Origin of the sequence: Bradyrhizobium sp. 27S5 (assembly GCF_037217225.1) — a bacterium.
GTDB lineage: Bacteria > Pseudomonadota > Alphaproteobacteria > Rhizobiales > Xanthobacteraceae > Bradyrhizobium > Bradyrhizobium septentrionale.
Window position 1 is genome coordinate 7332532 of the sequence record NZ_CP147714.1, and the last position, 23408, is coordinate 7355939.

Here is a 23408-nt window from a genome sequence, read left to right on the forward strand (position 1 = left end):
ACAACCATCTGAGGTTCACCTTGAAAGCGCTCGACCTCGTCTCGCTCGGCACCAAGCATGTACGCAACGCCCTCTCGGAAGAGCTCTATCTGCGTACCGGACGCGACGTCACGCGCCCGGCCGCGATCTTCGCGGAGGTGGTCGAACGCTGCAATTACAAGTGCCGCTATTGCGACTACTGGCGCCGCCCGAACTATCGCGACGAGATGTCGATCGACGAATGGCAGCGCGCGCTCGCAAGCTTGAGGGAATTCATCGGCGCCTATCACGTCGAGTTCGCCGGTGGCGAGCCCTATATCAAGAAGGGCTTTCTCGATCTCTTGCGGTTCTGCCGCGACAACGACATCCATTGGGGCGTCACCACCAATGGCGGCGCCTATCTCAACAAGAAGATCGTCGCGCAAACCGTTGCGGCGCGACCGTTCAACATCAACATCTCGATCGATTCCACGGACCCCACCATCCACAATTATTCGCGCGGCGTCGAAAACTCCCTGAGCGACATCGTGCAGGGCATCCGCAATGTCGCCGAGCAGCGTCGCGCCGAAGGTCTGGACTTCCCGATCATCATCAAGCCGGTCGTGCACAAGCTCAACTTCCGTCGCCTGCCCGAGATGGTCGACTGGATCCAGCAGATCGGCGCCACCGCGCTGAGCTTCCAGCCGGTCGAGCAGGGCACGCAGGAGGTCGAGGACGAGCTGTGGATCGGCGAGAGCGAGATGGACGATCTCATCAAGGTCCGCGACGAGTTGCTGCGCCTGAAGCGCGCGGGCGCGCCGATCCTCAACGGCGAGGCCGTGCTGCGGGCCTGGCCGAACCATTTCCGCCGCGAGAAGGCGCCGAAGGAAGTGATGCCGTGCCGGGTCGGCATGCGGAACTACTTCATTCGTTCCGACGGCCGCCTCGAAGTGTGCTGGTTCTTCAAGCCGATCGGCAACGTCCGAACCCAGACCGCACGCGAGATCTGGTACAGCGAGGAAGCGCGGGCCCGCCGCAAGGAAACCATCGCGTGCGACAAGCTCTGCCTATTCACCTGCCTCGCCCAGCGCACCCTACAGGACAAGCTGAAGATGGGCCTGACGCTGCTGACCAACACCAAGGCAGCCTGACGCCGCAAGAGAGAAACAACAAAGCCCGATCGGTCCAGCGGACGGATCGGGCTCTTGCTTGAGCGGATGAACGCAGCCGGTCAGCCCGCAAACAATTTCCGAAACAGGCTGGCGGATTCCGGAAACTGGCCGTTGTCGATCTGCGTCGGCCACAGGCCATCGACATCGAAATAGGCCGCATAGGCGATGGCGGCCTGATTGGCGGCGAACCAGTCGTGCATCTGCTGCACGAAACTGGCGTTGTCGCCGGAATGGCCGACGCCCCATTCCGGATAGCTCATCAGCTTGCCGTGCTTTGCCGCGAACGCGCGTTGCCATTCCAGGCCGAACGGAGCCTTAAGATAGGAATTGGTCCAGCGCTCGGCCGCGCTACTCTCCGATTTGAAGTCGTAGACGTCGAGGCCGATGAAATCGACGACGTCATCGCCGGGATAGGCTGTAGCGGCCGGCATGTCCTGCGGCCCCCAGCCCGGGCACCAGTCGAACTTGAAGCTGCTTGAATGCCGACGGAAGATTCCCACCACACGGCGGAACGCCTTGACGTAGTCGTCCTCATGCCCCCCGGCGAACCAGCCCATGTTGGAGATGTTCATCTCCCAGCCGAGGCGAATGATCGCCTTCGGATGTGCTGCCGCGGTCGCGAGCGCGGCCGCCCCGAACTCGGCGTCGTGCGCGCCGCCGGCGACATCGGCGAGCGGCGTGCCGGTGATGGTGAGCGGCACCGACCAGACCACATTGCGCGCCGGATTGAGCTTCTTCCAGAGCCCGGGCACCCAATCCAGTTTGTGAAAATCCTCCCAGCTGGCCTGACCATAGAAGTCGACGCCGAGCACCGACGAGCGCGGCCGACCGAGCCATGTCTCCCAGGCCTGCAGCACGTGCTCGCGGCCGGTCTCGCCCCAGTTGACGAACGCACCGGCGAAGCGTGCTGAATTCGACCCAAGCCACGACCGGCCTGACGGAGCGGCGCGCGCAGTCGACAGTCCGCTCAGGGCAAGCGCCGCGACGGCGAAGACGCCGCGCCGCGTGAGTCCGCGATCAGTTGGCATGACGTGCTCCGACAAACTCGCGCGCAGCGCGCGTCCCAAAAGCGCACAGCGCCGACAGCGCGGCTGTCTCGAAATGGACTGATGGCGCCGCCTGCGGTCTGACCGCGCCGCTCGTCCGCTGGAAATGCCACCAAATCTGCATGCGCACCTGCCTGCGCCGACCATGTCGGCCTTCGAGCCAGCAACACTGCAATATCCGGGCAACGTCGCGATCCAGCGTCAAAATCGCGCAGCCGGACGTTTCCTTCCGATCCGTTAACCGATGCTGCGCGCCGCCATTTACCATTGCTTAACCATCAGCGCCGTCGATGGGGTCATCAAAATCCTCCGGCACCGATCTTGCTGAACTGGGGTTCAGGACAAGTCTGGCGGCCACGATGTTCCGCCTTGAAACGGTGACGCCGGAGAGAGTTACAAGATGAACCCTGTCGCGTTGCTGACCCCGACCTACGGGCGCGATCTGGAAATCTGCACGCTGCTCTGCGAGAGCGTCGATCGCCACGTCACGTCCTTCTCCAGGCATTATCTGCTGGTGCCGGATTGCGACCTGCCGCTGTTCGCGCCGCTCGCCAGCGAGCGCCGCATCATCATCCCCGCCTCCTCCTTCCTGCCCGACTGGCTGCGGCCGCTGCCGCGCGTGATCCAGCGCAAGCGCCGCCAGTTCTGGTGGTCGCTGCGCGCCAAGCCGGTGAACGGCTGGCACGTGCAACAGATCCTCAAGATCGCGGCGACGATCGCGCTGCCCTACGAGCGGTTCTGCATCCTGGATTCCGACATCGTGTTGTTCCGCGATTTCGATCTCGCGCGCTTCCAGTATCCGAACACGATCCCGCTCCTGAAAATGGCTGACGCCGTCACCGCCGACCAGCCGCGCCATTCGCGCTGGCTCGCGACCAGCCACCAGCTGATCGGCCTGCCGACGCCGCCGTTCCCGGCGCCTGACTTCATCGGGCACATCATCTTCTGGGACAAGCAGACCACCCGCGCGCTCGCCGAGCGGATCGAGGCCGTCACCGGCATGAGCTGGATCGAGGCGCTGTGCCGGACCCGCGAGTTTTCCGAATATCTGCTGTACGGCTTCTTCGTCGAGAACGATGAGGCGTCTGCCTTGCGTCACTCCATTGTGCCGAAGACGCAATGTGTCAGCTACTGGGATGATCCGACGCTGAGCAAGGACGAACTGACCCGGCTGCTGCTCCGTGCCAACAGGGACGACGTCGCGTTCTCGATCGCGTCGTTCTCGGGCACGCCAGTCGCGACGATTCGCGAGGTGGTGGCCGAGAGCGACGCCATCCTGGGCTCAATGGCGGCCACACGGCCTGCGGAGCTCGCCGCATCATGCTGATCGGACAGGCCAGCATCAATTTGACCGCAAACGTGCTCTCAGCGCTGCTCGGCCTGCTCAGCGTGTACATCTTCACGCGGCTGTTCGCGCCGCATGATTATGGCGTCTACCTGCTGGGTGTCGGCTTCGCCTCCGTCATCTCCGTCTTCCTGGTCGGCTGGTTTCGCAACCTGATCCTGAGCGGCCACGGCCGTGACGACGGCACCGATGTCCGCGGCCCGGTGGCGTCGGGCTATCTGATTTGCTGCCTCACCGCGCCGATCGCCTATCTGCTCGCCCGTCTCGTCGGCCTCGATGGGACCGCTGCGCTGGCCGCGGTCGTTCTCGCAATCGCGATCGGCCTGTTCGAGCTGACGCAGGACCTGCTGCGCGCCCGGCTGCAGGCACTCTCGGTGATGAAGGCGACGCTGGTCCGCGCCGGCGCCCTGCTCGGCTTCGGCGCCGTCGTCGCGCTGGTCAGCCCGACCGGCATCCTGCTGCTGCTCGCGGCCGCCGCGGCCTATCTTGTCGCCGTGATCGTGCAGTCGCGCCGCGCATGGCGCGGCACCATCGTGAGTTTCGACCGCACCGACCTGCGATCGCTGGCCCGCACCGGCCTGCCGTTGACCGTCTCGCTCACACTGCTTGCGATCTCGAGCGTGACCGACCGCTTCATGATCGCGAACCTGATCGGCGCCGCCGATGCCGGCAAATATGTCGCGGCGCTCGATCTGGTGCGCCAGACCCTGATGATGCCCGCGATGAGCATGGCCGCAGCGTTCTTCCCTATGGCCGTGCAAATCCAGACACGGCAGGGGGACGCCGCGGTCAGGAGCCACCTCGCCGACTGCCTCGAACTGCTCGCCGGCGTCACGCTGCCGGCCTGCCTCGGCTTTGCGCTGATCGCTCCGCATGTCGCCAACATCATCCTCGGCGTCGATTTTCGCGCGATCGCGGGCGAGATCATGCCGATCATCGGGATCGCCGTGCTGTTCCAGGTGCTGACGCAGCAATATCTGCATGCGAGCTTCCTGCTGTCAGGACGCAACTCCTTCTATCTGATCAACACCGCCTCGATCATCGCGGCGAATGTGATTCTGTCCTACGTGCTGGTCAGCCTTGACGGCACGGTCGGTGCGGCCTGGGCGCGGCTCGGCGCCGACATCACCGGCTTTGCCTGCGCCCTGATCCTGAGCCGCTTCGCTTTCCGAATTCCGATCCCGCTCGGCCGCCTCGCCTTGATCGTCATCGCCGCGCTCGCGATGGCGCTCACCGTAGGCGCGCTGGACCGCGCTCTGCACCTCGCCGATCTGCCTGCCAGCATCGTGCTGATCGGCGCGGGGTTCGCCGTCTACGCCGCGCTCTGCTGGCTGTTCGACATCGCGCGCCTGCGCGGCCGGCTGAAGCAGGGCCTCGCCATGTTCCGTACCAAATTCGCAAACAGCAATGTCGGGTGAGCCGATGAACAAATCCCTTGCGCTTGCTACACGTCCTGCCTCGCGCGCCGAAATCGCGGCGCCGGTTCCCGCTGAGATCCATCCGGAATCGCTGCTCGCCCTGCCGCCCGGCGAGGCCAAGCAGAGCCTGCTCACGGTCCACAGCATCCTTGAAGCCCGGTTGCCGGCCGGGCCGCTGTCGATCTACGAAGCCGGCGGCGGCTCGACCAGTTATTTGCCGCTCGGCGTGTTGCGCCGTGCGCATGTGACGGTCGTCGACATCGACGCCGATCAGATTCGCAACAACACCTATGCGCAGGAAGCCGTCCTGGGCGACATTCAGACCTATCGTTTCCCGCCGCAGCGATTCGACCTGATCATCTGCTACAACGTCATCGAGCACATTCCCGACGTGGAGGCCGTGCTGAGCGGATTCTGCGAGGCGCTGAAGCCGAACGGGCTGTTGCTGATCGGCGCGCCGAACCCGAAGTCGCTGTCGGGCATCGTCACGAAATACTCCCCGCACTGGTTCCACGTCTGGTTCTACCGCACCATCCGCGGCGAGAAGAATGCCGGGCTACCGGGCGAGGCGCCGTTCCCGACCCATTTCCATCCGATGGTGACGCTGACCAATCTCGAAGCGTTCGTCGCCGACCGCGGGCTGCAAGTCATCTACCGCAAGAAATACGAGAGCCCGCGCTATCCCGAGATGCGCCGGCGCAAGCCTGTTCTCGCGGCCGTGATCGACGCGGCGGCGAAGGCGATGAATGCATTGCTGCCGGGCAAGATCGACGTCCGGCACGGCGACTATCACGTGATCTTGCGGAAGCTCGGATCATGAACGCACTGTGGTCAGAAGCCAGGGTCAAGGTCAGCCATCGGCTGGCGATGCATGTGCAGGTCGAGCGTTTCCGCCTGAACAATGCGACGCCGATGGTGACCTTCACCTTTGATGATCTGCCGAAGAGCGCGGCGACGTTCGGCGCCGACATCCTGGAATCCTACGGCGCCCGCGGCACATTCTACGTGTCGGGCGGATTGGTCGGGCTCGACGCGCCGGACTGGAGCAGCGGCAGCGCCGACGATGTCGTCTCGCTACATCGCCGCGGCCACGAGATCGGTTGTCACACCTTCTCGCACCGCCGCGCCTGCGATCTCGACGAGACCTCGCTGGCCGCGGAGATCGCGCGCAACCGCACCTATTTCCATTCGCTCGATCCGACCATGCCGGTCGAGACCTTCGCCTACCCGTTCGGCTACGGCTCCTATGCTCGGAAGCACCAGCTGAAGTCCGAATTTCGCACCTGCCGCAGCATCGTGCCGGGCGTGAACAGCGGCGAGGTCGATCTGCAATTCCTCCGCGCCATGCCGCTGATCGACCGCCAGATGCCGCGCGAGCGGATCGACATGGCGTTCGCCGAGGCGGCAAACATGAACGGTTGGTTAATTTTCTACAGCCACGACGTCGCCGACGTGCCGAGCCTCTACGGCTGCTCGCCTGACCTGATGACTTACGCGCTGGAAGCCGCGGCGCGGCGCAATGTCCCTGTCTTGACGATGGCGGAGGCATTTCGATGCGGCCGCGCTTAAACCCTTTGTTTGCCTTTCTGGTGAATAGTCGGCGAATGAGTATGGTTAATTTTTCGTGTTGCGTTTTTTCCGCGCCGTCTCGTGCGCGTTGCGTGGCCCGAAAGAGTGCTCCTCAGCCGATGCGTGCGGCCATTCAGATGGAAGCTGGGGTCGATGCTTAGCTATGACCAGCCGATCAACCGGGCCAGTCCGGAGCCGCGCCGGGCCGCAATCCCGGCCGGCTTCAACGTGCTCGAACTGATCCGGTTGTTGTGGGCGCGCAAGGTCGCGATCGTCTCAGTCGCCCTGCTCTGCGCCTGCATCGCGGTCGCGATCGGCAAAAGCCTGACACCGAAATATACCGCGGGCGCGCAGCTCTATGTCGACCCGCGCGAGTTGCAGCTCGTCGAGCGCGAACTGACCCCGCGCGCCCAGGACGTCTCCGGCCTCTCGATGGTGGTCGAGAGCCAGTCGCGCCTGATCACGTCAAACAACGTGCTGCTGCAGGTGATCCGCGACACCAACCTGGTCAAGGATCCCGAGTTCGGCGGCGGCGCCGCGAGCAAGGGCCTGCTCGCAGCGCTGCTCGGCCTGTTCGGCATCGAGCCGCGGCAGACCGCGGAACAGCAACAGCAGATCGAGATGAACACGCTCGATACGCTGAACCGCCATATCAACGTCAAGAAGACCGATCGCACCTTCATCGTCGACATCGATGTGTGGTCGCACGACCCGGTCAAGGCGGCGATGCTCTCGAACGCGATCGCCAAGGCCTATCTCACCGAGTCCAAGAAGTCGCAGGCCGACGCTGCGCGGCGCGCCACTCGCGACCTGTCCGGCCGCCTGAAGGAGCTGCAGCAGCGCCTGCGCAACGCGGAAGAGGCACTCGCAACCTATAAGGCACAGAACAATTTCTTCGGCTCGCAGGATAATCTGCTCACCGACCAGCAGCTCTCGGTCGGCAACCAGCGCCTGGCCGGGGCACGCGCGCTGACGCTCGATGCCCAGGCCAAGTACGACCAGATCGAAGCCAGCCGCCGCGGCTCGATGGATCCGGGCGCGATTCCCGAAGCCCTGCAGTCGCCGACCATCGCCAATCTGCGCTCGCAATATGCCGATGTGAAGAAGCGGCAGGCCGAGCTGCAGGGCGAGCTCGGGCCACGGCATCCGGCGCTGCGTCAGATCGAACAGCAGGTCGAGGATCTGCGACGGACCATCAAGGAAGAGATCGACCGCGTCGCGCTGTCGGCGAAGAACGATTTGACCCGGGCACGCGACTACGAGGCCTCGCTCAACAAGGCGCTGGATGTCCAGAAGCATCAGAGCGTGCAGATGAGCCAGGCGTCGGTGCGGCTGCGCGACCTGGAACGTGAGGTCGATGCCAGCCGCGATGTGTACCAGTCCTTCCTCAAGCGCTCGCGCGAGACCGAGGAGCAGGAGAGCCTCAACACCTCCAGCGCGCGCGTGATCGGCGATGCCACGATCCCGCAGCAGCGGACCTTCCCGCCGGCGATGAGCCTGCTCGCGATGATCGGCTTCATGTTCGGCGGGCTCGCCGCCGCGGCCTGGATCGTTGCCGCCAGCCAGCTGGCGCCCGGCGCCGATCCGGTCCGCGCCAAGCTCCAGCCGAAGCAGGACGCCGCACCGGAACGGCAGCCCGTGATCGCCAAGGTGAAGCCGCCTGTGCAGGCACCGTCCGCGGCACAGCCGGCGGCCGTCGCGATCGACAAGCCCGTGATCGAGAAGCCGCTGATCGCCGAGCTGCAAGAGACCGACGTCATGCGCACGCTTGGCGGAATCCTGACCGGCGACCATCCTGCCGACGTCACGCATTTCGGCTGGCCGACGCTGCGCACCAGTTCGGCACTCGGCCCGTTCTCGAACACGATGCGCCAGATCCATGCAGCACTGGCTGCGGGAATTGCCCCCAAAGCCGTCCCCGTGCTGGCCGTGATCGGCACGGGCGACGACCCGGATCGCAGCGTCGTCGCGTTGAACATCGCCCTCGTCGCCGCGCGCGACGGCGCCCGTGTCCTGCTGATCGATGCCGACACCACCGCCCACGCCCTGACCGACTGCGTCGCGCATCCCGGCCAGAGCAAGCCGAGCCGCCTCGACTGGCTCACCATCGGCAGCAAGGCGTCCCGCGCCGTCAACACCGCAAACGGCATCGCGATCCTGCCGGCGATCAAGGACAATCCCGCCAAGGCCTGCGAGGCGATCCGGAAGGCGATTGCGCAGGCGCGCTCCGCCGGCGGCCATGACCTCGTGATTCTGGACGGGCCGTCCATGACGTGGGGTGCCGACGAACGGCGGCTGTTCGAGGTCGCCGACGGGTTGATCGCCGCGCTGCCGGTGGATCGCGACATCAACGCGTCGATGGAAGACATCATCGCCGCGCTCGGCGGAGCCGAACGCAAGCTCGCCGGCGTCGTTCTCAACGAATTGCAGTCCACCGTCGCAAGTCGGCAGCACGAAAAGCAGTATGCCTGAGCGACGCGCCGGCCGCGTCGCGTTGTGCTCCGCCCCTGCACCAGCGATCGCGAGTTGATCGTCAATGACACGACCGTCGATATCAGCCATCATCGCCGCAGCTTCCATCCTGCTGTGTGGCGCGGCACAAGCTTGCCCTGACCTGATCGCGGGCGTCCCGGCGGATCGGCTCAAAGCCCTGTCACGCGGCGTCAACGCCGATGGCTGGATCGCCGATCCGCGGTCAGCGCCGCCGCGCCGCCTGCTGCTGCAACTGCGCAAGGCCGGCATGACCCATATCCGGCTGCCGGTGCCCGCCGACTTCGTCATGCCGCGCTTCGCGGCGAAGGCGGATATCGACCGGCGCCTGCACACCGTCGACGCCGTGCTGAATACCCTGCTCGCGCTCGGCTATGCGGTGTCGGTCGACCTGCATTCGGGCGAGCGTTTCAATGCCCTGCAAAAGGACGATCCGCCCGGTGCGATGAGCGAAATGAAGAGCGCCTGGGGCGAACTTGCGCGGGTGATGCAGCGCTATCCCTCCGATCGTGTCTTTGCGGAGCTTTTGAACGAGCCTGACGTCGACGTCGCGCAATGGCAGGGCGAAGTCCGGGAGCTCGCCGGCTTCATTCGCCGGCTGCTCCCGCAGACGACGCTGATCACGGGGCCGGTCAACTGGCAGCGCGCGGATTCCCTGCCGGGCTTCACGCCGCTCGACGATCCGAACGTCGTCTACGCCATCCACTTCTACGATCCGATGGTGTTCACCCATCAGGCCCATTGGGATCCAGCCGAGCCGTTGCACGACATCACCGGATTGCCCTATCCGATCCGGGCCGACGATCCGAAGGTTCGAGAGTTGCGGGAGCGACTTGCCGCGCTCGACAAGCGCAGGGCGCTCGCCATGCTGGACAGGGCCATTCCCGACCGCGGCATCGACAAATGGCTCGCGCCGGCGGCCGCCTGGCAGCAGCAATATTCGCGTCCGATCATCATCAACGAATTCGGTGTGCTCAAGGCCGGCGCCCCGCGCGACAGCCGTCTGCGCTGGCTCGCCGGCGTGACGGACTACGCCCGGCAACATTGCTGGGGCTGGACCCATTGGGAAATGATGCAGGGCTTTGGCCCGGCCGACGCCGTCACCGGCAAGGCCGACCCCGAGACGCTGAAGGCGTTGCTCGGAACACGCTAGGGCCATCTCCGTTCCGATTGAATCGGAACGGGGCTCTAGCTTCCTGTTTTGACGCGTTTTCTTCACGCGAACCGGTATCCATCCCGGATCAAGTTCGGGACAGGCTTTCGCTCGAAAACGCTTTAGGCCGGTTGGTTAACCGATTCTTACACAATGCGCGGCTAGATCGGCCAGGCGAGTGTGGCACGCCACACATTACCTGGGTCAGAGCTCGTGCGCGCAGAGATAGCCCCGCGGCCGCTGTTGGCCGGCGACCTCGTTCCTGCACTCGGCATCGCCGTGGCATCGATCGCGTTCGCGCCGATCCTGCAGGCGGCCAACGCCGGGCTCGCAATCGTCGTCGAAGGCCTGATCGGCTGCGCCATCGTGCTTGCGGCGCCGGCCTATGCGCCGTCGATCGCCATCTTCATCATCTTCTTCCAGAATCTGTTCGTCTCGATTCTGTCGTCCTACATGACGACCGAGCAGGAGATGGATTTCGTCAAGGGCTACAATTTCCTCGTTTGCGCGATGATGTGGCTGGTCACGCTGGCGCTCTATGCGCTGCGCGAGCGCAAGCATTCGCCGGAGATCGACCGGATCATGAAGTGGGGGTTAGCTACCCTCGCGGTCGTGACGGCATATTTCCTGCTCGGCGCCGTGCAGGACTCGCATGCCGCACTGGTCTATCTGCGCAACATCGCGCTGCCGCTGTTTCTGTTTCAGCTGTCCCTGCTGACAGCCGCAACGTTCGAGATCCGCATCACGCCCTTCCTGGTGACCGTCGCCACGCTGCTGATCGTCTGCGGATATGTCGAACTGCTGTTCCGCGATTTCTGGCTCTCCATCACCAACGGCTACACGTTCTGGCACTTCGACGAGTTGAAGGCGAGCCGCTCCGGATCCTGGGAAGCCGAGATGCGCGCAACCGGCAACGTCCCGGTGGATCTGATCGACCGCTTCCGCTTCAGCTTTCTCAACAGCCCGCTGTTCGAGGATCTCGGACTCTCATCGTTGCTGCGCATCTTCGGGCCGAATATGAGCCCGATCAGCTTCGGCTACGGTGTGGCCTTCTCCATCCTGTTCCTGTTCGCGGTCGGATATCGCTGGCTGGCGCTGGCCGCGATCCCGCTGCTGATTTGCTGCAGCGTAAAGGGCGCACTCATCCTGGTCATCTTCGTAGGCCTGGCCTGGACGGCAACCTGGCTGCTCGGCGCAGCGATCACCCTTGCCGTCGCGCTCGTTGGGCTCGTGCTGTACGCCATCGCAGCCATCCGTATCGGACTCGAGATCGGCGATTTCCACGTGATCGGCTTCATGGGCGGGTGGGATGGCTTTCTGCAGAACCCGATCGGCCGCGGGCTTGGCGTCGGCGGCAATCTCTCCGAGGGTTACTTCTCGATCGACTGGAACGCCGCGCAGGCGGCCGGCACGATGGACGGCGCGGTGGAGAGCGCCGTTGGCGTCTTGCTCTACCAGATGGGCATCGGCGCAGTGGTGCCGCTCGGCTTCTTCTTCGCGATGGCGCTGAAGGCCTGGCGCCTTTACGCGTCCTCCGGAATTCTGATCCAGGGGCTGGCCGCGTTCGGCACGATGGTCGTGCTGGTGAACGGCATCTTCCAGGAAGAAGCCCTGTTTGCGCCGCCGGCGCTCGGGCTGTTGCTGTGCCTGACCGGGCTCGTGCTCGGCCATCATTTGCGCACGCAAGGCGACGAGGGGAACGCCTCCGCGCGATAGCGCAAGGCACGCAAGCAAAAGCCCGGCCGCACGGCGACCGGGCTTTTCTCGACTTGCGCCGTCAGAGCGCCTTGATCTGCACCTTGCGGAACTTGACCACGCCCGAACCATATTGGAGCGCGACATAGCCGTTGGCGTGCTTGGAGTCCTGGGCGTCGACAGTTTTCTGGCCGTTCAGCGTCACCACGAAATGCGGGCCCTGCGCCGTGATCTCGTAGACGTTCCACTTGCCCGCCGCCTTCGGCATCGGATCGACCTTGCCGACGTCGACGATCGCGCCGGTACCGTAGGTCGGATCCGGCCGCTTGTCGAAGATGTTGACCTCGTAGCAGACCTTGGAATCGATCACCTTGTTGCCTTCGCAGCGGATGAAGACGCCGCTGTTGGCGTCCTCGTCGGTCCAGAACTCGGCCCGGATCTGGAAGTCCTTGTATTGGGTCTTGCTGACGAGATAGGAGAGATCCTTGCCGTCGAGCTTGTCGGCGACCAGCGCGCCGTCCTTCATTTCCCAATTGGCCTTGCCGACCTCGTCCCAGTCGCCCTTCCTGGAGCTGTCGAGCAGCGTGACCCAGCCGTCATCGCCCGATGCGGTGGTGGAAAATTGCAGCGCGGCCGCACCGATCACAAGTCCCGCGGCAAGTATCGACAGATGCTTCTTCAAGGTCATCCTCCCGTTTTGGTCGGCGCGCAACCTATCATCGTCTGCAGTGGCGTAAATCCGTTTTTCATGTTGCAGCTGCGTTGTGTCACGGACTGATGTCGCAATCTTGAGAGCAGACATGCGCGGACGCGTCTTGTCCGGCGCAAGCGAGAGCGACTAGCATCGTGCAACATACGGGCGCGGCAGTTGCCCGACTGACGAGAAACTGATCTGGGAGAATGCAATGACGGCGTCGAACCGGGCCTGGCGATACCTGATGATGCCGCTGGGCCTTGTGATCTTGCCGGCGCTTGCCGGGATGCTGAGCGTCAGCTCCGCGGCCGAGCTCAATCCGGCCGCCGTCACCTACAAGCTGCCGGACCAGATTCCCTGGAGCCCGGCCGATGCGCGCGGCGCGCAGAATGCCGTCGTGGTCGGCGATCCGTCGAAGCCCGGCTTCTACATGGTCTACACCAAATGGACAGGGCAATCATTTCAGCCGTCCGCATTTCCATCCCAACGATCGCTACATCGTCGTGCTCAAGGGCACTTGGTGGGTCGGCTCGGGCCCGAAATTTGATCCCGATCACGGCACCGTGGCGATGCCGGCCGGAAGCTTCGTCACCCATTTCGGCAAGCAGGTGCATTGGGACGGCGCCAAGGACGAGGACGCCGTGCTGCTGATCATGGGCGAAGGTCCGGCCACCTCGACCGAAGTGGAACAGAAGTAGCCGCGTTGCGTGCGGTGGCGGCGATGCTATCATCGCGGCCCGAGGAAGGGCTTTTGATGCATCCCGCCGCCAAGCTGCAATTCGCCCGCATTGTCGACGAGTTCGCGCGCTGGCGCGCCATTCCCGAACCGGAACGGCCACCGGCGCCGGCCTGGTGGTGGGGCCCGGCGTTCGAGATGCGCGATGCCGTCGAACCGCTGCCGGCCGCGTGGAGCCGCCGGTTCCGCCTGCCCGACGGTGCGCGCTTTGCGGACGCATCGGTGGCACTGCGCCAGACGCTGGCCGGTCAGGCGACGCCATCCTGGCCGTATGATTTCTCGCGCATGATCGCCTCGACCGATTCCGACGTCCGCGACCTGCCGGTGCAGCCGTCAGACGACAGCGCGTTTCCGCCCTAGATCCGGCTCGGCCTCGCTCATCGCCGCCTCATCCAGCGCCGGCTGCAGCGGCGGCGACACCAGCGCCGGCGAAATCTTCAACAGCTCGGCGAGATCGCGCGGCGGCAGCGGCCGGCTGAACAGGAAGCCCTGCATCTCGTCGCAGGCATGCGCGCGCAGAAACTCCTGCTGCTCGGAGGTCTCGACGCCCTCGGCGACGATGGTCATGCCGAGCGCCTTGCCCATGCTGATGATCGCCTGCGCGATCGCCACGTCCTCGGAGTCATTAGGCAGGTCGCGCACGAAGGAGCGGTCGATCTTGATGGTGTCGATCGGGAACTGCTTCATCAGCGACATCGACGAATAGCCGGTGCCGAAATCGTCGATCGCCAGCCGGATGCCGCGGTTCTGGATCGCGTCGAGCACGCGGACCGCGCGCGTCACGTTGCGCATCACCATGCTCTCGGTCACCTCGAGCTGCAGCAGCGACGGCGGCATGCCGCTCGCCGCCAGCGCCTCGTCGATGTCGTCGAGCAGATGCGGATCGCCGAACTGCCGCGGCGAGAGGTTGACCGCCATGGTCACCGCCTTGAGCCCGCGATGCTGCCACGCCATGTTCTGCGCGCAGGCTTCCTTCAGCACCCAGCGGCCGATCGGCACGATCAGCCCGATTTCCTCGGCGAGCGGAATGAACTGCCCCGGCGAGACCTTGCCGAGTTCGGGATGGGTCCAGCGCAGCAGCGCCTCGACGCCGCTGATCTGACCGCTCGCCATGTCGATCTTCGGCTGATACTCGAGCGAGAACTGGTCGCGCTCCAGCGCGCGGCGCAGCGCGCTCTCCATCGTCAGGCGCTCGATCGACTGCGCCCTAACCTCGTTGGAGAAGAAGCGGAAGCCGTTCTTGCCATCCTCCTTGGCGAGATACATCGCCATGTCGGCATTCTTGGTCAGCGTCTGCACGTCGGAGCCGTCGGCCGGATACATCGCGATCCCGATCGAGGCCGTGGTGTGGCACTCATGCCCGCTGAGCTGCAGCGGCTGGCTGAGGGAGACCAGGAGATCGCCGGCAATACGCTCGACGTCGTGACGTTCGGTGGTCTCCTCGAGGATGACCACGAACTCGTCACCGCCGAGCCGCGCCACCACGTCGCTCGCGCGCAGGGATCCGCGCAGCCGCTCGGCGATGGCGACCAGCAGCATGTCGCCGGCGTCGTGGCCGAGCGAGTCGTTGATGATCTTGAAGCGGTCGAGATCGATGAACAGCACCGCGATCTGCCGGCGATGGCGGTCCGCCGCGGAGATCGCGTGACGCAGCATCTCGTTGAACGTCTCGCGGTTCGGCAGGTTGGTCAGGCTGTCGTGCGAGGCGAGATATTCGATGCGCTCGTCGGCCTTGTGCTTCTCGTCGGCGCGGTCGAAGCTTTCGAGCGCGAACGCCAGATTGTCGGCGAGGCGCTGCAGCAGTTCGGCGAACTCTGGCGTGAACGTGTCCTTCTCGATCGCGACGAAGATCATGACGCCGACCACCCGCCCGCTGACGATCAGCGGGAACGAGGCGCCGGACTGCGTTCCGTCGAGGCGAGCCCGCTCATGGAAAGCGGCGGTCTCGCTATCCGCAAAGTAGTCGTTGATGATGCAGGCCTTGCCGGAGCGGAACGCCCGGCCGCAGGCGCCGCGCCCCTCGGGATGCGCCTCGCTGGTCGAGAGCGTCACCTGGCGCGCGCCCTCCGCCGCCGGGCCCGCGATCGCAACCATCCGGAGATAGTCGCTTCCGGGCTGCGCCAGCACGATGGTGGTCGAGGTGAACTTGCCGCCGGTCGCCGCCGCCTCGCAGACCAATTGATAGAGCTCGGCGCGGGACTTCGCCCGCATGATCGCCTCATTGGTCGCGCTCAGCGCCGCGAACATCCGCGACAGCCGCTCCTTCTGCTCGTCGGCCCGCGCCTTCTCGTCGGCGCGGTCGAAATTGGCCAGCGCAAACGACACGTTTTCGGCGAGCCGCTGCAACAGCGCCATCATCTCGGGGCTGAACGTTCCGAATTCGCTGGACAGGAACACCAGCGCGCCGATCGCCTCGCCGTTCTTGAGCAGCGGCAGCGCCGCGCCGGACTTGCTGCCGCTGTCGCGGACGACCGGGTAGACGTGTGACTCAGGTCCGAAGTCGCTGAGATAATCGTTGCTGATGCACGGCCTTCGGGTGCGGATCGCAACGCCGGTCAGGGTTTGTCCCTCCGGACGGGTCGCGTCGGCCGACAGCAGAACCTCGCGCGCCCGCACCCGGTCGGGGCCGGAGGCCGCCACATTGTCCAGGAAGGCTTCGCCCGGGCGCACCAGCCTGATGGTGGCCGAGATGAACTGACCGCCGACCGCCGCAGCATCGCAGACCAGATCGAACAGCTCGCTGCGGGATTTCGCCCGCATGATCGCCTCGTTGGTCGCGCTCAGCGCCGCGAACATCCGCCGCAGCCGCTCCTTCTGCTCCTCGGTTCGCGCCTTCTCGTCGGCGCGCTCGAAACTGCCCAGCGCATAGGAGACGTTGTCGGCGAGCCGCTGCAACAGCTCGCCGAATTCAGACGAGAAAGTGTTGCGCTTGGCGGAGATGAACAGCATCACGCCGACCGGCTCATCGTCGACGATCAACGGAAATGCCGCGCCGGAACGCGCATCCTCGCGGTCGATGACGTCGCGGAACGGGTTGTTGGCGACGTCGCCCAGGAAATCATTGTTGATGCAGGCGCGTCGGGAACGGTAGGCCCTGCCGCAGACGCCGCGCCCTTCGGGCCGCGCCTCGCTGCGCGAGACGTTGAGGCGGCGCGCATTCTCCGCGGTCGGGCCCGCGACCGCCATCATCTCCAGGTAATCGTCGCCGGGCTTGGCGATCAGGATGCTGGTGGAATTGAAGCCGCCGCCATGCGCCGCCGCCGCGCAGACCAGCTCGAACATCTCGAGCCGCGACCTCGCACGCATGATCGCCTCGTTGGTCGCGCTCAGCGCCGCGAACATCCGCGACAGCCGTTCGCGCTCGGCATCGGCCCTGGCCTTCTCGGTGGCGCGGCCGAAATTGTCGAGCGCGACCGAGACGTTCTCGGCGATCCCGGCCAGCAGCGTGATGATCTCGGGGTCGCGCGCCCAGGAATTGCCGGTGAAGAAGATCAGGACGCCGACGCTCTTGCCGAACCGGGTGAGCGGCAGCGCGACGCAGGCCATCAGGCCGCTGCCGCGGGTTGGCGGCGCGCTCGCCGAGATCGGAATGTCGTGCTCGACGCACGGCCGCTGGGTCCGGAACGCCTCACCGCAGATGCCTTTGCCGTAGACATTGTCGGGATCGGCCGAGAAGCGTGTCTGCGTGATCAGCTCGAGCGCCTCGCCGGTGCCGGCGACGGGCTCGAGCCAGTGCGTGTCGGGTTCGGCCAGCAGCACCACCGTAGCGAAGGATTTTCCGCTGAACACCGCGGCATCGCAGACCCGCTGATAGAGATCGTGCTCGGTCTTGGCGCGAAGGATGGCCTCGTTGGTCGCGCTAATTGCGCCGAACATGCGGTTCAACCGGCGCATCGCCCGCTCGCCGCTCTTGCGCGAGGCCTCATGGTCGAAATTGTCGAGTGCGTAGGACACGTTTGCGGCCATGCGCTCCAGCAGCGAGACGATCTCCTCGCTGAGCGAATTGATCTCGCGCCGTGTCACCATGAAGACGCCGACGCTGCGTCCGTTGCAGACTAGCGGCATTGCCGCCGCCGCCCCGACGCCGGCCGCCGCGGCGCCGCGGCGCCAGGCCACTGAGCGGGCATCGTTGACATAGTCGTTGCTGACGCAGGCGCTCTGATCGCGGAATGCCCGCCCGGCAACGCCTTCCCCTTCCGGCGCGTTGGCGAGCGTGGAAATCGTGATGCTGCGCAGACGCGCGACATCGTCGCCGTAGCCGGCCGCGAAGGTCAGCAAACCGGTACCCGGCTCCAGCAAAAATACGGTCGCAGCCAGGAAGCCCCCGCTCGTGAACGCGGCTTCACAGACCTGTCCGTACAATTGTTCTGGTGATTTCGCGTACAGGATCGCTTCGTTGGTGGCACTCAACGCCGCAAATGTACGCCCGATGCTCGACTGCACGTTCCCTGAAGGCCCGGGGGCCAACCCCTCCAATCTGGCGGGGAACATTGCCCGCGAGAGGCCTAAGTGGTGGTTAGCGTATCCGGCAAGTTGCGCGACAAAGTAAACGGCTGACGAACGCGCCAAGCCGTTTTCAGGGATAATACGGACCCCCGTGTACCAGGCTGAGGCGGAGGGCCGCGAGGCGCGGATTGCCGCCCGGCCCGGGCCGTCGGAGCCGTCAAATTCCGCATCGCGACCGCGCCCGTTCCATTCGGTGAAATCACGCCTACGAGCACCCTGCTCCCGGTATGGCGGACCGGATTTTCTGGCCTTGCTCGGTAAGCCGCGCTTTGACAGCATGACGGCGACAACAGCAAGCAAGACCCGCGCATCACGCGGGCAGACCGCGAGGAAAGCCCCATGCCGATCGTCCAGGCCGACCGTCTCACGCGCATCGGCGCGGCGCTCCTCAGGGGCGCCGGCGCATCGGAGGAGGAGGCCAGCGCGGTCGCCTCCGGCTGCGTCAACGCCAACCTCGCCGGCCACGATTCCCACGGCGTGATCGCAATCCCGACCTATATCGACCGCATCAAGGCCGGCCACATCGTCCCCGGCGCCAAATGGACCGTCGTGCAGGAGACGCCGACCACGACCGTGATCGACGGTCATTGGGGGTTCGGCTTCCACGTCAACGCCAAGGCGATGGAGATGACCATCAACAAGGCGAAGACCGCCAATGTCGCGGCCTGCACCGTGTTCCGGCAGAGCCATGTCGGACGGCTCGCGCATTATCCGCTGATGGCGATGCGCGAGGGCATGATCGGGATCGCCGCCGCCGATTCCGGCCGCTCGCCGAAGCATGTCGCCCCGTTCGGCGGCCGCGAGGCCCGGCTCGGCACCAACCCGCTGTCGATCGCGGTGCCGTCCGATCTCGAGGCGCCGTTCTATCTGGATATGGCGACCTCGGCGGTCGCCGCCGGCAAGATCCAGCTCGCGGTGGCGCGCGGCGAGACCATCCCCAAGGGCTGGATCATCGATGCCGACGGGCGCGACACCACTGACCCTGCGGACTACCGCAAGGGCGGCGCGCTGCTGCCGCTCGGCGGCACCGAGGGTTACAAGGGTTCGGGCCTCGCCGCGATGGTCGAGGTGCTGTGCGGCCTGCTCACTGGCCTCGGATTCGGCGTCGAGCCGACCGGCCGGCACAATGACGGCTGCTTCATGGCGGTGTTCAACGTCGCCGCGTTCCGCCCGCTCAAGGACTTCAGACGCGAGGTCGCCGACTTCGCCCGCTATCTGAAATCGACCCCGCCGTCGGAGGGAAGCCGCGGCGTGTTCTACCCGGGCGAGATCGAGCATCTGCGCGAAGTCGAGCGGCGCAAGAGTGGCATCGAGATCGAGGACGCGACCTGGGAGAAGCTGAAGGCGCTCGCCGCCGATTACAAACTCACCGAAGAACTCGACCTGCGCTGACACGTCGGGCCACAGGAGAACGACATGACACGGCAAATGGCGCTGGTTGGCTTCCTGCAGGCGCAGAACTGCACCAATCTGCCGGGTTCCTGGCGTCACCCGGAATCGCGCGACGATTCGATGTCGGCGGACTACTACCAGGAGATCGCGCGCATCCTGGAGCGCGGCAAATTCCACATGGCGTTCTTCGACGACCGCCTGGCGATGCCCGACCGCTACAACAACGATCACGCCCACACCGTCGAATACGGCATCCGCTGCGTGAAGATGGATCCGATCGTGGTGCTGACCACGATGGGCATGGTCACGACCAAGCTCGGCCTCGCCTCGACCGCCTCCACCACCTATTTCGAGCCGTTCGACGTCGCCCGCCGCTTCGCCACGCTCGACCTGATGACGAACGGCCGCGCTGCCTGGAACGTGGTGACTTCGGTCAATGACGGCGAAGCGCTCAACATGGGCAAGGCGCAGCATCTCGAGCACGATCACCGCTACGATCGCGCCGACGAATTCATGGAGGTGGTGCTCGGCCACTGGGATTCCTGGGAAGACGGCGCGCTGGTGATCGACAAGACAAGCGGCCGGTTTGCCGATCCGACCAAGGTGAAGCGGCTCGACCACAAGGGCGAGTTCTTCGCCTCGCGCGGCCCGTTCACGGTGCCGCGCTCGCCGCAGGGCCACCCCGTCGTGATCCAGGCCGGCGCCTCCGGCCGCGGCCAGCGCTTTGCCGGGCGCTGGGGTGAGGTGATCTTCACCGCCTCGCGCAACCTCGCCAATGCCAAGCAAGGCTACGACGCGGTCCGCGCCGAGGCCGTCAAGGCGGGGCGCGATCCGGACCAGATGTTCCTCTGCAATTTGATCACGCCGATCGCCGGCGCCACCAAGGCCGAAGCCGAGGATCGCATGGCCGTGATCCAGAAGCTGCCGCTCGAGATCGACGCGCTGTCGCTGCTCGCCGAAGCGCTCAATTTCGATTTCGGTGCCAAGCCGATCGACGAGCCGCTGACGACCGAAGAATTGCAGGGCATGCAAGGCATGATCGGCATGCGCGACGGCGTGCTGCGCGCCTCCGGCAAGACCAATCCCTCGACCCGTGACTTCATCACCTTCTCCGGCCGCGCCCAGGTGCAGGACGCCATCGTTGGCGGTCCGAAGGAGATCGCCGACCGGCTGGAAGAAATGTTCGTCGGCCGCGGCTGCGACGGTTTTGTGGTCGCGGCGAGCTATGTGCCGGGCTCCTATGCCGACTTCGTCGATCACGTGGTGCCCGAGTTGCAAAAGCGCGGCCTGTTCCACAAGGATTACGCCGGCACCACGCTGCGCGAGAATCTCGGGCTCAAGCGCCCCGCCGCCGGCGCCTGGAAGATGCGCGCGCAAGCCGCCGCTGAATAAAGGGACATCATCATGCGTTGGCTGAAGTTCACCGCCGCAGGCACAACCTCCTGGGGCCTCGTCGAAGGCGACACCGTCATCACCGTCAACGGCGATCCGTTCGGTGACTGGAGCAGGACGTCGAAGAGCCACCAGCTCAGGGACGTCAAGATCGAGTTGCCGCTGATCCCGCGCACCTTCTACTGCGTCGGGCTGAACTATTTGAAGCACCTCAAGGAAGCCGCCGACAAGGCCGGCACGGTGCCGAACGTGCCCGACCGCCCCGAGATCGGCTACCGCGCGCAGAACGCGCTGATCGCCCATGACGATGATGTCGTGATCCCCGCAAGTGCGACCGAGAAGATCCATTACGAGGGCGAGCTCGTGGTCGTGATCGGCAAGAAGGTGAAGCATCTGACCGAAGCCAATGCGATGGACTGCGTGTTCGGCTATACGATCGGCAACGACGTCTCCGAGCGCAGCTGGCAGAAGGCCGATCGCGGGCTGTGGCGGTCGAAGAACGCCGACACCTTCAAGCCGATGGGCCCGTGGATCGAGACCGACGTCGATCTCGACTGCATGGAGACCGCGATCCGCGTCAACGGCAAGGAGACCGGCCGCTTCCACACCAACGACATGATCTTCGGCATCGTCCCCTTCCTGGTCGAACTGACGAAATATTTCACGCTGTCGCCCGGCGACGTGATCTGGATGGGCACCGACGGCGCCTCGCCGGACCTCAAGGATGGCGACGTGGTCGAGATCGATATCACCGGGATCGGGACATTGCGGAATCGGTTCGTGAAGGAGACGGTGTGAGGGCGGGTGGCTTGACCACCAGAGTCCATCGCGCACAATTGCTCGTCCCGTCATCCCCGCGCAAAGGCTTTGCCTTTGTCGCTGGAGGTGCGAGCCTTGCGGCGCACTTGCGGCGCTGGGCGAGCCTCGAAGGATGCACGGCCCCGCTGGTGGCCGTCGACCCTTCGAGACGGCCGCTTCGCGGCCTCCTCAGGGTGACGGTGGTAGAGCCCAAGTGCGCGCTTCCCTCCATCTCGTCGTCCCTGCGAAAGCAGGGACCCATAACCATAGGGTCGCGTTGTTGAAGTGAGCTGCGGCTCCGGCGTCGCTCAAAGAATTACCATTCGTGGTTATGGGTCCCGGGTCGCGCTTCGCTTGCCCGGGACGACACTGTGTGTGGTCGCTTGTGAGTCACACGTCCACATTCTCGCGACATGATTTGTCCGAGCTTTGCATTTCGTTTCGCCCTCTCTCGTGAAGAGGGCGCAGGGAAAGTCGTATCCGCGGCACGATGATAGGTATCGCTGCGCTCCACCCTTCCTACATTTAGGCTAGCGCGTAGCCCTTGGCCGGCTCTTCACGTGATCGATGAAGGCCCGCAGCTTCGGCATGATCTGGCGATGGCCGGGATAGTAGAGGAACACGCCCGGCGTCAGCGGCGCGAACGGCTCCAGCACGCGGACGAGCCTCTTCTCCTTCACGGCGCCAGCGATCAGGGGAGCCGGCACCTGCGCCAGTCCCACACCTTCGATGGCCGCGCCGACCAGCGTCGGGAAGTCATGGCCGATGAAGGATCCCGATACGGCAAGCTCGATCGAACGTCCCTGGTCGTTGAGCGACCACGGCGCCAGCCCGCCGTTCGATCGCCGCAGCCGCAGGCAGGTGTGCTCGCGCAAATCGTCCGGACGCCTGGGCCGGCCACGACGCGCCAGATAGTCCGGACTGCCGACGATGGCAAAAGGGAACGGCTTGGTCAGGCGCACCGCGACCATGTCGGGGTTGATGAACTGGCCCATCCTGATGCCGGCATCAAAACCCTCGGCGGCGATGTCGACCAGTTCCTCGCTGGCGGCGAGCTCGACCTCGATTTCGGGATAGGCCTTGCAGAATGAGGCGATCAGCGGCTCCAGCAGGATCGGCACCACTGAGCGCGGCACGGTGAGGCGCAACAGCCCGGCCGGCTTCTGCCCAAGTTCACGCGCCGCCCCGCTTGCGGCGACCAGCTCCTCGAAGGCAGGCCGTGCGCGCGCCAGGAATCGTTCGCCGGCTTCGGTCAGGCCGACGCTGCGGGTGGTGCGGATGAAGAGCACGGCGCCCACGCGGGCCTCGAGCGTGCGCACCGCCTGACTGATCGCCGACGGCGTCACCCCGAGCTCGGCGGCGGCGCGACGGAAACTGCGGTGCTGCGCGACGGCCAGGAACGCCTCGACCCCGTCAAGGGCACCGTGCCGGACTGTGAAGTTCTGCTTCATGGCCCGTCAACATTATCGCGAATAGTCGCCCACGGAAAGCGGTCGTACATCGGAGCCACAAGCAGCCGCACCGCGACGCGCGCTGCTCCATTCCACATCACGACATCCGTCGTGAGCGGAGACATGCGACCGATGAAAGCATTCCCTCACACCCTCCTCGCCCTCACCCTCACTTTGACAGGCGCCACTTCCATGACCGCTCCTTCCCTTGCCCAGGCACAAGCCACCTCCACCATCACCACCGGCGTGATGGTCATCCTCACCGTCAAGCCGGGCGTCACCCGCGAACAGGTGATGGCCGTGATGCCGGATGAAATCCGTCAGACCGTGCAGCTCTATCTCAATGGCAAGGTCCGCGAATGGTACTCGAAATCCGACGGGCGCGGCGTCGTCCTTTTGCTCGATGCCAAGGATACCGCCGAGGCGCACGCGATCATGGAGGGCCTGCCGCTCGCCAAGCAGGACCTGATGGACCACGACTATATCGCGGTCGGCCCGCTGCTGCCGCTCCGCCTGCTGTTGGCCAAGCCTTGAACGTCAAGGTCTTGAACGCAAGCCAACCGAACCGGATCGACAATCACCGAGGAAACCGA

Annotated in this window: 19 protein-coding genes; 15 read left to right on the forward strand and 4 right to left on the reverse strand. The window is 65.2% G+C overall.

Annotated features, from left to right (window positions below; genetic code table 11):
* Window positions 1–20: 20 nt before the first annotated feature.
* Window positions 21–1109 carry a radical SAM protein gene (locus tag WDM24_RS34605; RefSeq protein ID WP_338828951.1) on the forward strand — a complete coding sequence of 363 codons (1089 nt, stop codon included), beginning with the start codon at window positions 21–23 and terminating at the stop codon, window positions 1107–1109.
* Window positions 1110–1189: 80 nt separating this feature from the next.
* Here the strand turns inward: WDM24_RS34605 and WDM24_RS34610 are convergent, their stop codons facing one another.
* Window positions 1190–2158 (reverse strand): hypothetical protein, encoded by a 969-nt coding sequence (locus tag WDM24_RS34610; RefSeq protein ID WP_338828952.1) that lies wholly within the window; start codon window positions 2156–2158, stop codon window positions 1190–1192.
* A 418-nt stretch (window positions 2159–2576) separates the two neighbouring features.
* On the opposite strand from WDM24_RS34610, the gene WDM24_RS34615 reads away from it, so the two are divergent.
* The 7 genes from WDM24_RS34615 (at window position 2577) to WDM24_RS34645 (ending at window position 11867) form a co-directional block, all read left to right on the forward strand.
* Complete coding sequence (locus WDM24_RS34615; RefSeq protein WP_166298813.1) at window positions 2577–3503, forward strand: DUF6492 family protein; 927 nt, start codon at window positions 2577–2579, stop codon at window positions 3501–3503.
* Window positions 3497–4939 (forward strand): lipopolysaccharide biosynthesis protein, encoded by a 1443-nt coding sequence (locus tag WDM24_RS34620; RefSeq protein ID WP_338828953.1) that lies wholly within the window; start codon window positions 3497–3499, stop codon window positions 4937–4939. Before WDM24_RS34615 ends, WDM24_RS34620 begins: the two co-directional genes overlap by 7 nt.
* Window positions 4940–4943: 4 nt before the next feature.
* Window positions 4944–5759, forward strand: a complete 816-nt coding sequence (locus tag WDM24_RS34625) for a class I SAM-dependent methyltransferase (RefSeq protein WP_338828954.1) — start codon at window positions 4944–4946, stop codon at window positions 5757–5759.
* Window positions 5756–6508: a polysaccharide deacetylase family protein gene (locus tag WDM24_RS34630; RefSeq protein WP_166298816.1), complete on the forward strand. Its 753-nt coding sequence runs from the start codon at window positions 5756–5758 to the stop codon at window positions 6506–6508. The genes WDM24_RS34625 and WDM24_RS34630 overlap by 4 nt, the downstream gene beginning before the upstream one ends.
* A gap of 153 nt (window positions 6509–6661) precedes the next feature.
* On the forward strand, window positions 6662–8980 hold the full coding sequence (locus tag WDM24_RS34635; protein ID WP_338828955.1) for an exopolysaccharide transport family protein: 2319 nt from the start codon (window positions 6662–6664) through the stop codon (window positions 8978–8980).
* A gap of 64 nt (window positions 8981–9044) precedes the next feature.
* Entirely contained in the window at window positions 9045–10151 is a 1107-nt protein-coding gene (locus WDM24_RS34640; protein ID WP_338828956.1) for a glycoside hydrolase family 5 protein, read from the forward strand.
* Between the two features lie 213 nt (window positions 10152–10364).
* Window positions 10365–11867, forward strand: a complete 1503-nt coding sequence (locus tag WDM24_RS34645) for a hypothetical protein (protein ID WP_224741384.1) — start codon at window positions 10365–10367, stop codon at window positions 11865–11867.
* A gap of 61 nt (window positions 11868–11928) precedes the next feature.
* Here WDM24_RS34645 and WDM24_RS34650 read toward each other — a convergent pair whose 3' ends face one another.
* Window positions 11929–12528 (reverse strand): 3-keto-disaccharide hydrolase, encoded by a 600-nt coding sequence (locus WDM24_RS34650; RefSeq protein WP_414645647.1) that lies wholly within the window; start codon window positions 12526–12528, stop codon window positions 11929–11931.
* A 223-nt stretch (window positions 12529–12751) separates the two neighbouring features.
* Between WDM24_RS34650 and WDM24_RS34655 the strand changes: the two genes are divergently transcribed.
* Genes WDM24_RS34655 through WDM24_RS34665 form a run of 3 tightly spaced genes read left to right on the forward strand, consistent with a single transcriptional unit; the run spans window position 12752 to window position 13636 of the window.
* Window positions 12752–13087 carry a hypothetical protein gene (locus WDM24_RS34655; RefSeq protein ID WP_338828957.1) on the forward strand — a complete coding sequence of 112 codons (336 nt, stop codon included), beginning with the start codon at window positions 12752–12754 and terminating at the stop codon, window positions 13085–13087.
* A gap of 16 nt (window positions 13088–13103) precedes the next feature.
* A complete protein-coding gene (locus WDM24_RS34660) occupies window positions 13104–13238 on the forward strand; it encodes a hypothetical protein (protein WP_338828958.1) in 135 nt (44 codons plus the stop codon).
* A 56-nt stretch (window positions 13239–13294) separates the two neighbouring features.
* A complete protein-coding gene (locus tag WDM24_RS34665; protein WP_338828959.1) occupies window positions 13295–13636 on the forward strand; it encodes a hypothetical protein in 342 nt (113 codons plus the stop codon).
* Here the strand turns inward: WDM24_RS34665 and WDM24_RS34670 are convergent.
* The gene (locus WDM24_RS34670; RefSeq protein ID WP_338828960.1) at window positions 13610–17719 is read right to left on the reverse strand and encodes a bifunctional diguanylate cyclase/phosphodiesterase; all 4110 of its coding nucleotides are present in this window, start codon (window positions 17717–17719) and stop codon (window positions 13610–13612) included. The genes WDM24_RS34665 and WDM24_RS34670 overlap by 27 nt on opposite strands.
* A 402-nt stretch (window positions 17720–18121) precedes the next feature.
* Between WDM24_RS34670 and WDM24_RS34675 the strand changes: the two genes are divergently transcribed.
* From WDM24_RS34675 to WDM24_RS34685, 3 genes are read left to right on the forward strand one after another with little or no spacing between them, the layout of a single operon-like run.
* A complete protein-coding gene (locus WDM24_RS34675) occupies window positions 18122–19174 on the forward strand; it encodes an Ldh family oxidoreductase (RefSeq protein WP_338691928.1) in 1053 nt (350 codons plus the stop codon).
* Window positions 19175–19198: 24 nt separating this feature from the next.
* Window positions 19199–20566: an LLM class flavin-dependent oxidoreductase gene (locus tag WDM24_RS34680; protein ID WP_166298820.1), complete on the forward strand. Its 1368-nt coding sequence runs from the start codon at window positions 19199–19201 to the stop codon at window positions 20564–20566.
* A 12-nt stretch (window positions 20567–20578) separates the two neighbouring features.
* On the forward strand, window positions 20579–21364 hold the full coding sequence (locus tag WDM24_RS34685) for a fumarylacetoacetate hydrolase family protein (protein ID WP_338828961.1): 786 nt from the start codon (window positions 20579–20581) through the stop codon (window positions 21362–21364).
* Window positions 21365–21894: 530 nt separating this feature from the next.
* Here the strand turns inward: WDM24_RS34685 and WDM24_RS34690 are convergent.
* Window positions 21895–22815: a LysR substrate-binding domain-containing protein gene (locus tag WDM24_RS34690; protein ID WP_338828962.1), complete on the reverse strand. Its 921-nt coding sequence runs from the start codon at window positions 22813–22815 to the stop codon at window positions 21895–21897.
* A gap of 192 nt (window positions 22816–23007) precedes the next feature.
* On the opposite strand from WDM24_RS34690, the gene WDM24_RS34695 reads away from it, so the two are divergent.
* Window positions 23008–23349: a muconolactone Delta-isomerase family protein gene (locus WDM24_RS34695; protein ID WP_224741382.1), complete on the forward strand. Its 342-nt coding sequence runs from the start codon at window positions 23008–23010 to the stop codon at window positions 23347–23349.
* The last annotated feature ends 59 nt before the right edge of the window (window positions 23350–23408 follow it).

Excerpts from the sequence above, each read along its gene's own strand:
- WDM24_RS34610 (WP_338828952.1), bottom strand. The coding sequence starts at position 2,158 with ATGCCAACTGATCGCGGACTCACGCGGCGCGGCGTCTTCGCCGTCGCG.
- WDM24_RS34615 (WP_166298813.1), top strand. The coding sequence starts at position 2,577 with ATGAACCCTGTCGCGTTGCTGACCCCGACCTACGGGCGCGATCTGGAA.
- WDM24_RS34620 (WP_338828953.1), top strand. The coding sequence starts at position 3,497 with ATGCTGATCGGACAGGCCAGCATCAATTTGACCGCAAACGTGCTCTCA.
- WDM24_RS34625 (WP_338828954.1), top strand. The coding sequence starts at position 4,944 with ATGAACAAATCCCTTGCGCTTGCTACACGTCCTGCCTCGCGCGCCGAA.
- WDM24_RS34630 (WP_166298816.1), top strand. The coding sequence starts at position 5,756 with ATGAACGCACTGTGGTCAGAAGCCAGGGTCAAGGTCAGCCATCGGCTG.
- WDM24_RS34635 (WP_338828955.1), top strand. The coding sequence starts at position 6,662 with ATGCTTAGCTATGACCAGCCGATCAACCGGGCCAGTCCGGAGCCGCGC.
- WDM24_RS34640 (WP_338828956.1), top strand. The coding sequence starts at position 9,045 with ATGACACGACCGTCGATATCAGCCATCATCGCCGCAGCTTCCATCCTG.
- WDM24_RS34655 (WP_338828957.1), top strand. The coding sequence starts at position 12,752 with ATGACGGCGTCGAACCGGGCCTGGCGATACCTGATGATGCCGCTGGGC.
- WDM24_RS34665 (WP_338828959.1), top strand. The coding sequence starts at position 13,295 with ATGCATCCCGCCGCCAAGCTGCAATTCGCCCGCATTGTCGACGAGTTC.
- WDM24_RS34675 (WP_338691928.1), top strand. The coding sequence starts at position 18,122 with ATGCCGATCGTCCAGGCCGACCGTCTCACGCGCATCGGCGCGGCGCTC.
- WDM24_RS34680 (WP_166298820.1), top strand. The coding sequence starts at position 19,199 with ATGACACGGCAAATGGCGCTGGTTGGCTTCCTGCAGGCGCAGAACTGC.
- WDM24_RS34685 (WP_338828961.1), top strand. The coding sequence starts at position 20,579 with ATGCGTTGGCTGAAGTTCACCGCCGCAGGCACAACCTCCTGGGGCCTC.
- WDM24_RS34690 (WP_338828962.1), bottom strand. The coding sequence starts at position 22,815 with ATGAAGCAGAACTTCACAGTCCGGCACGGTGCCCTTGACGGGGTCGAG.
- WDM24_RS34695 (WP_224741382.1), top strand. The coding sequence starts at position 23,008 with ATGACCGCTCCTTCCCTTGCCCAGGCACAAGCCACCTCCACCATCACC.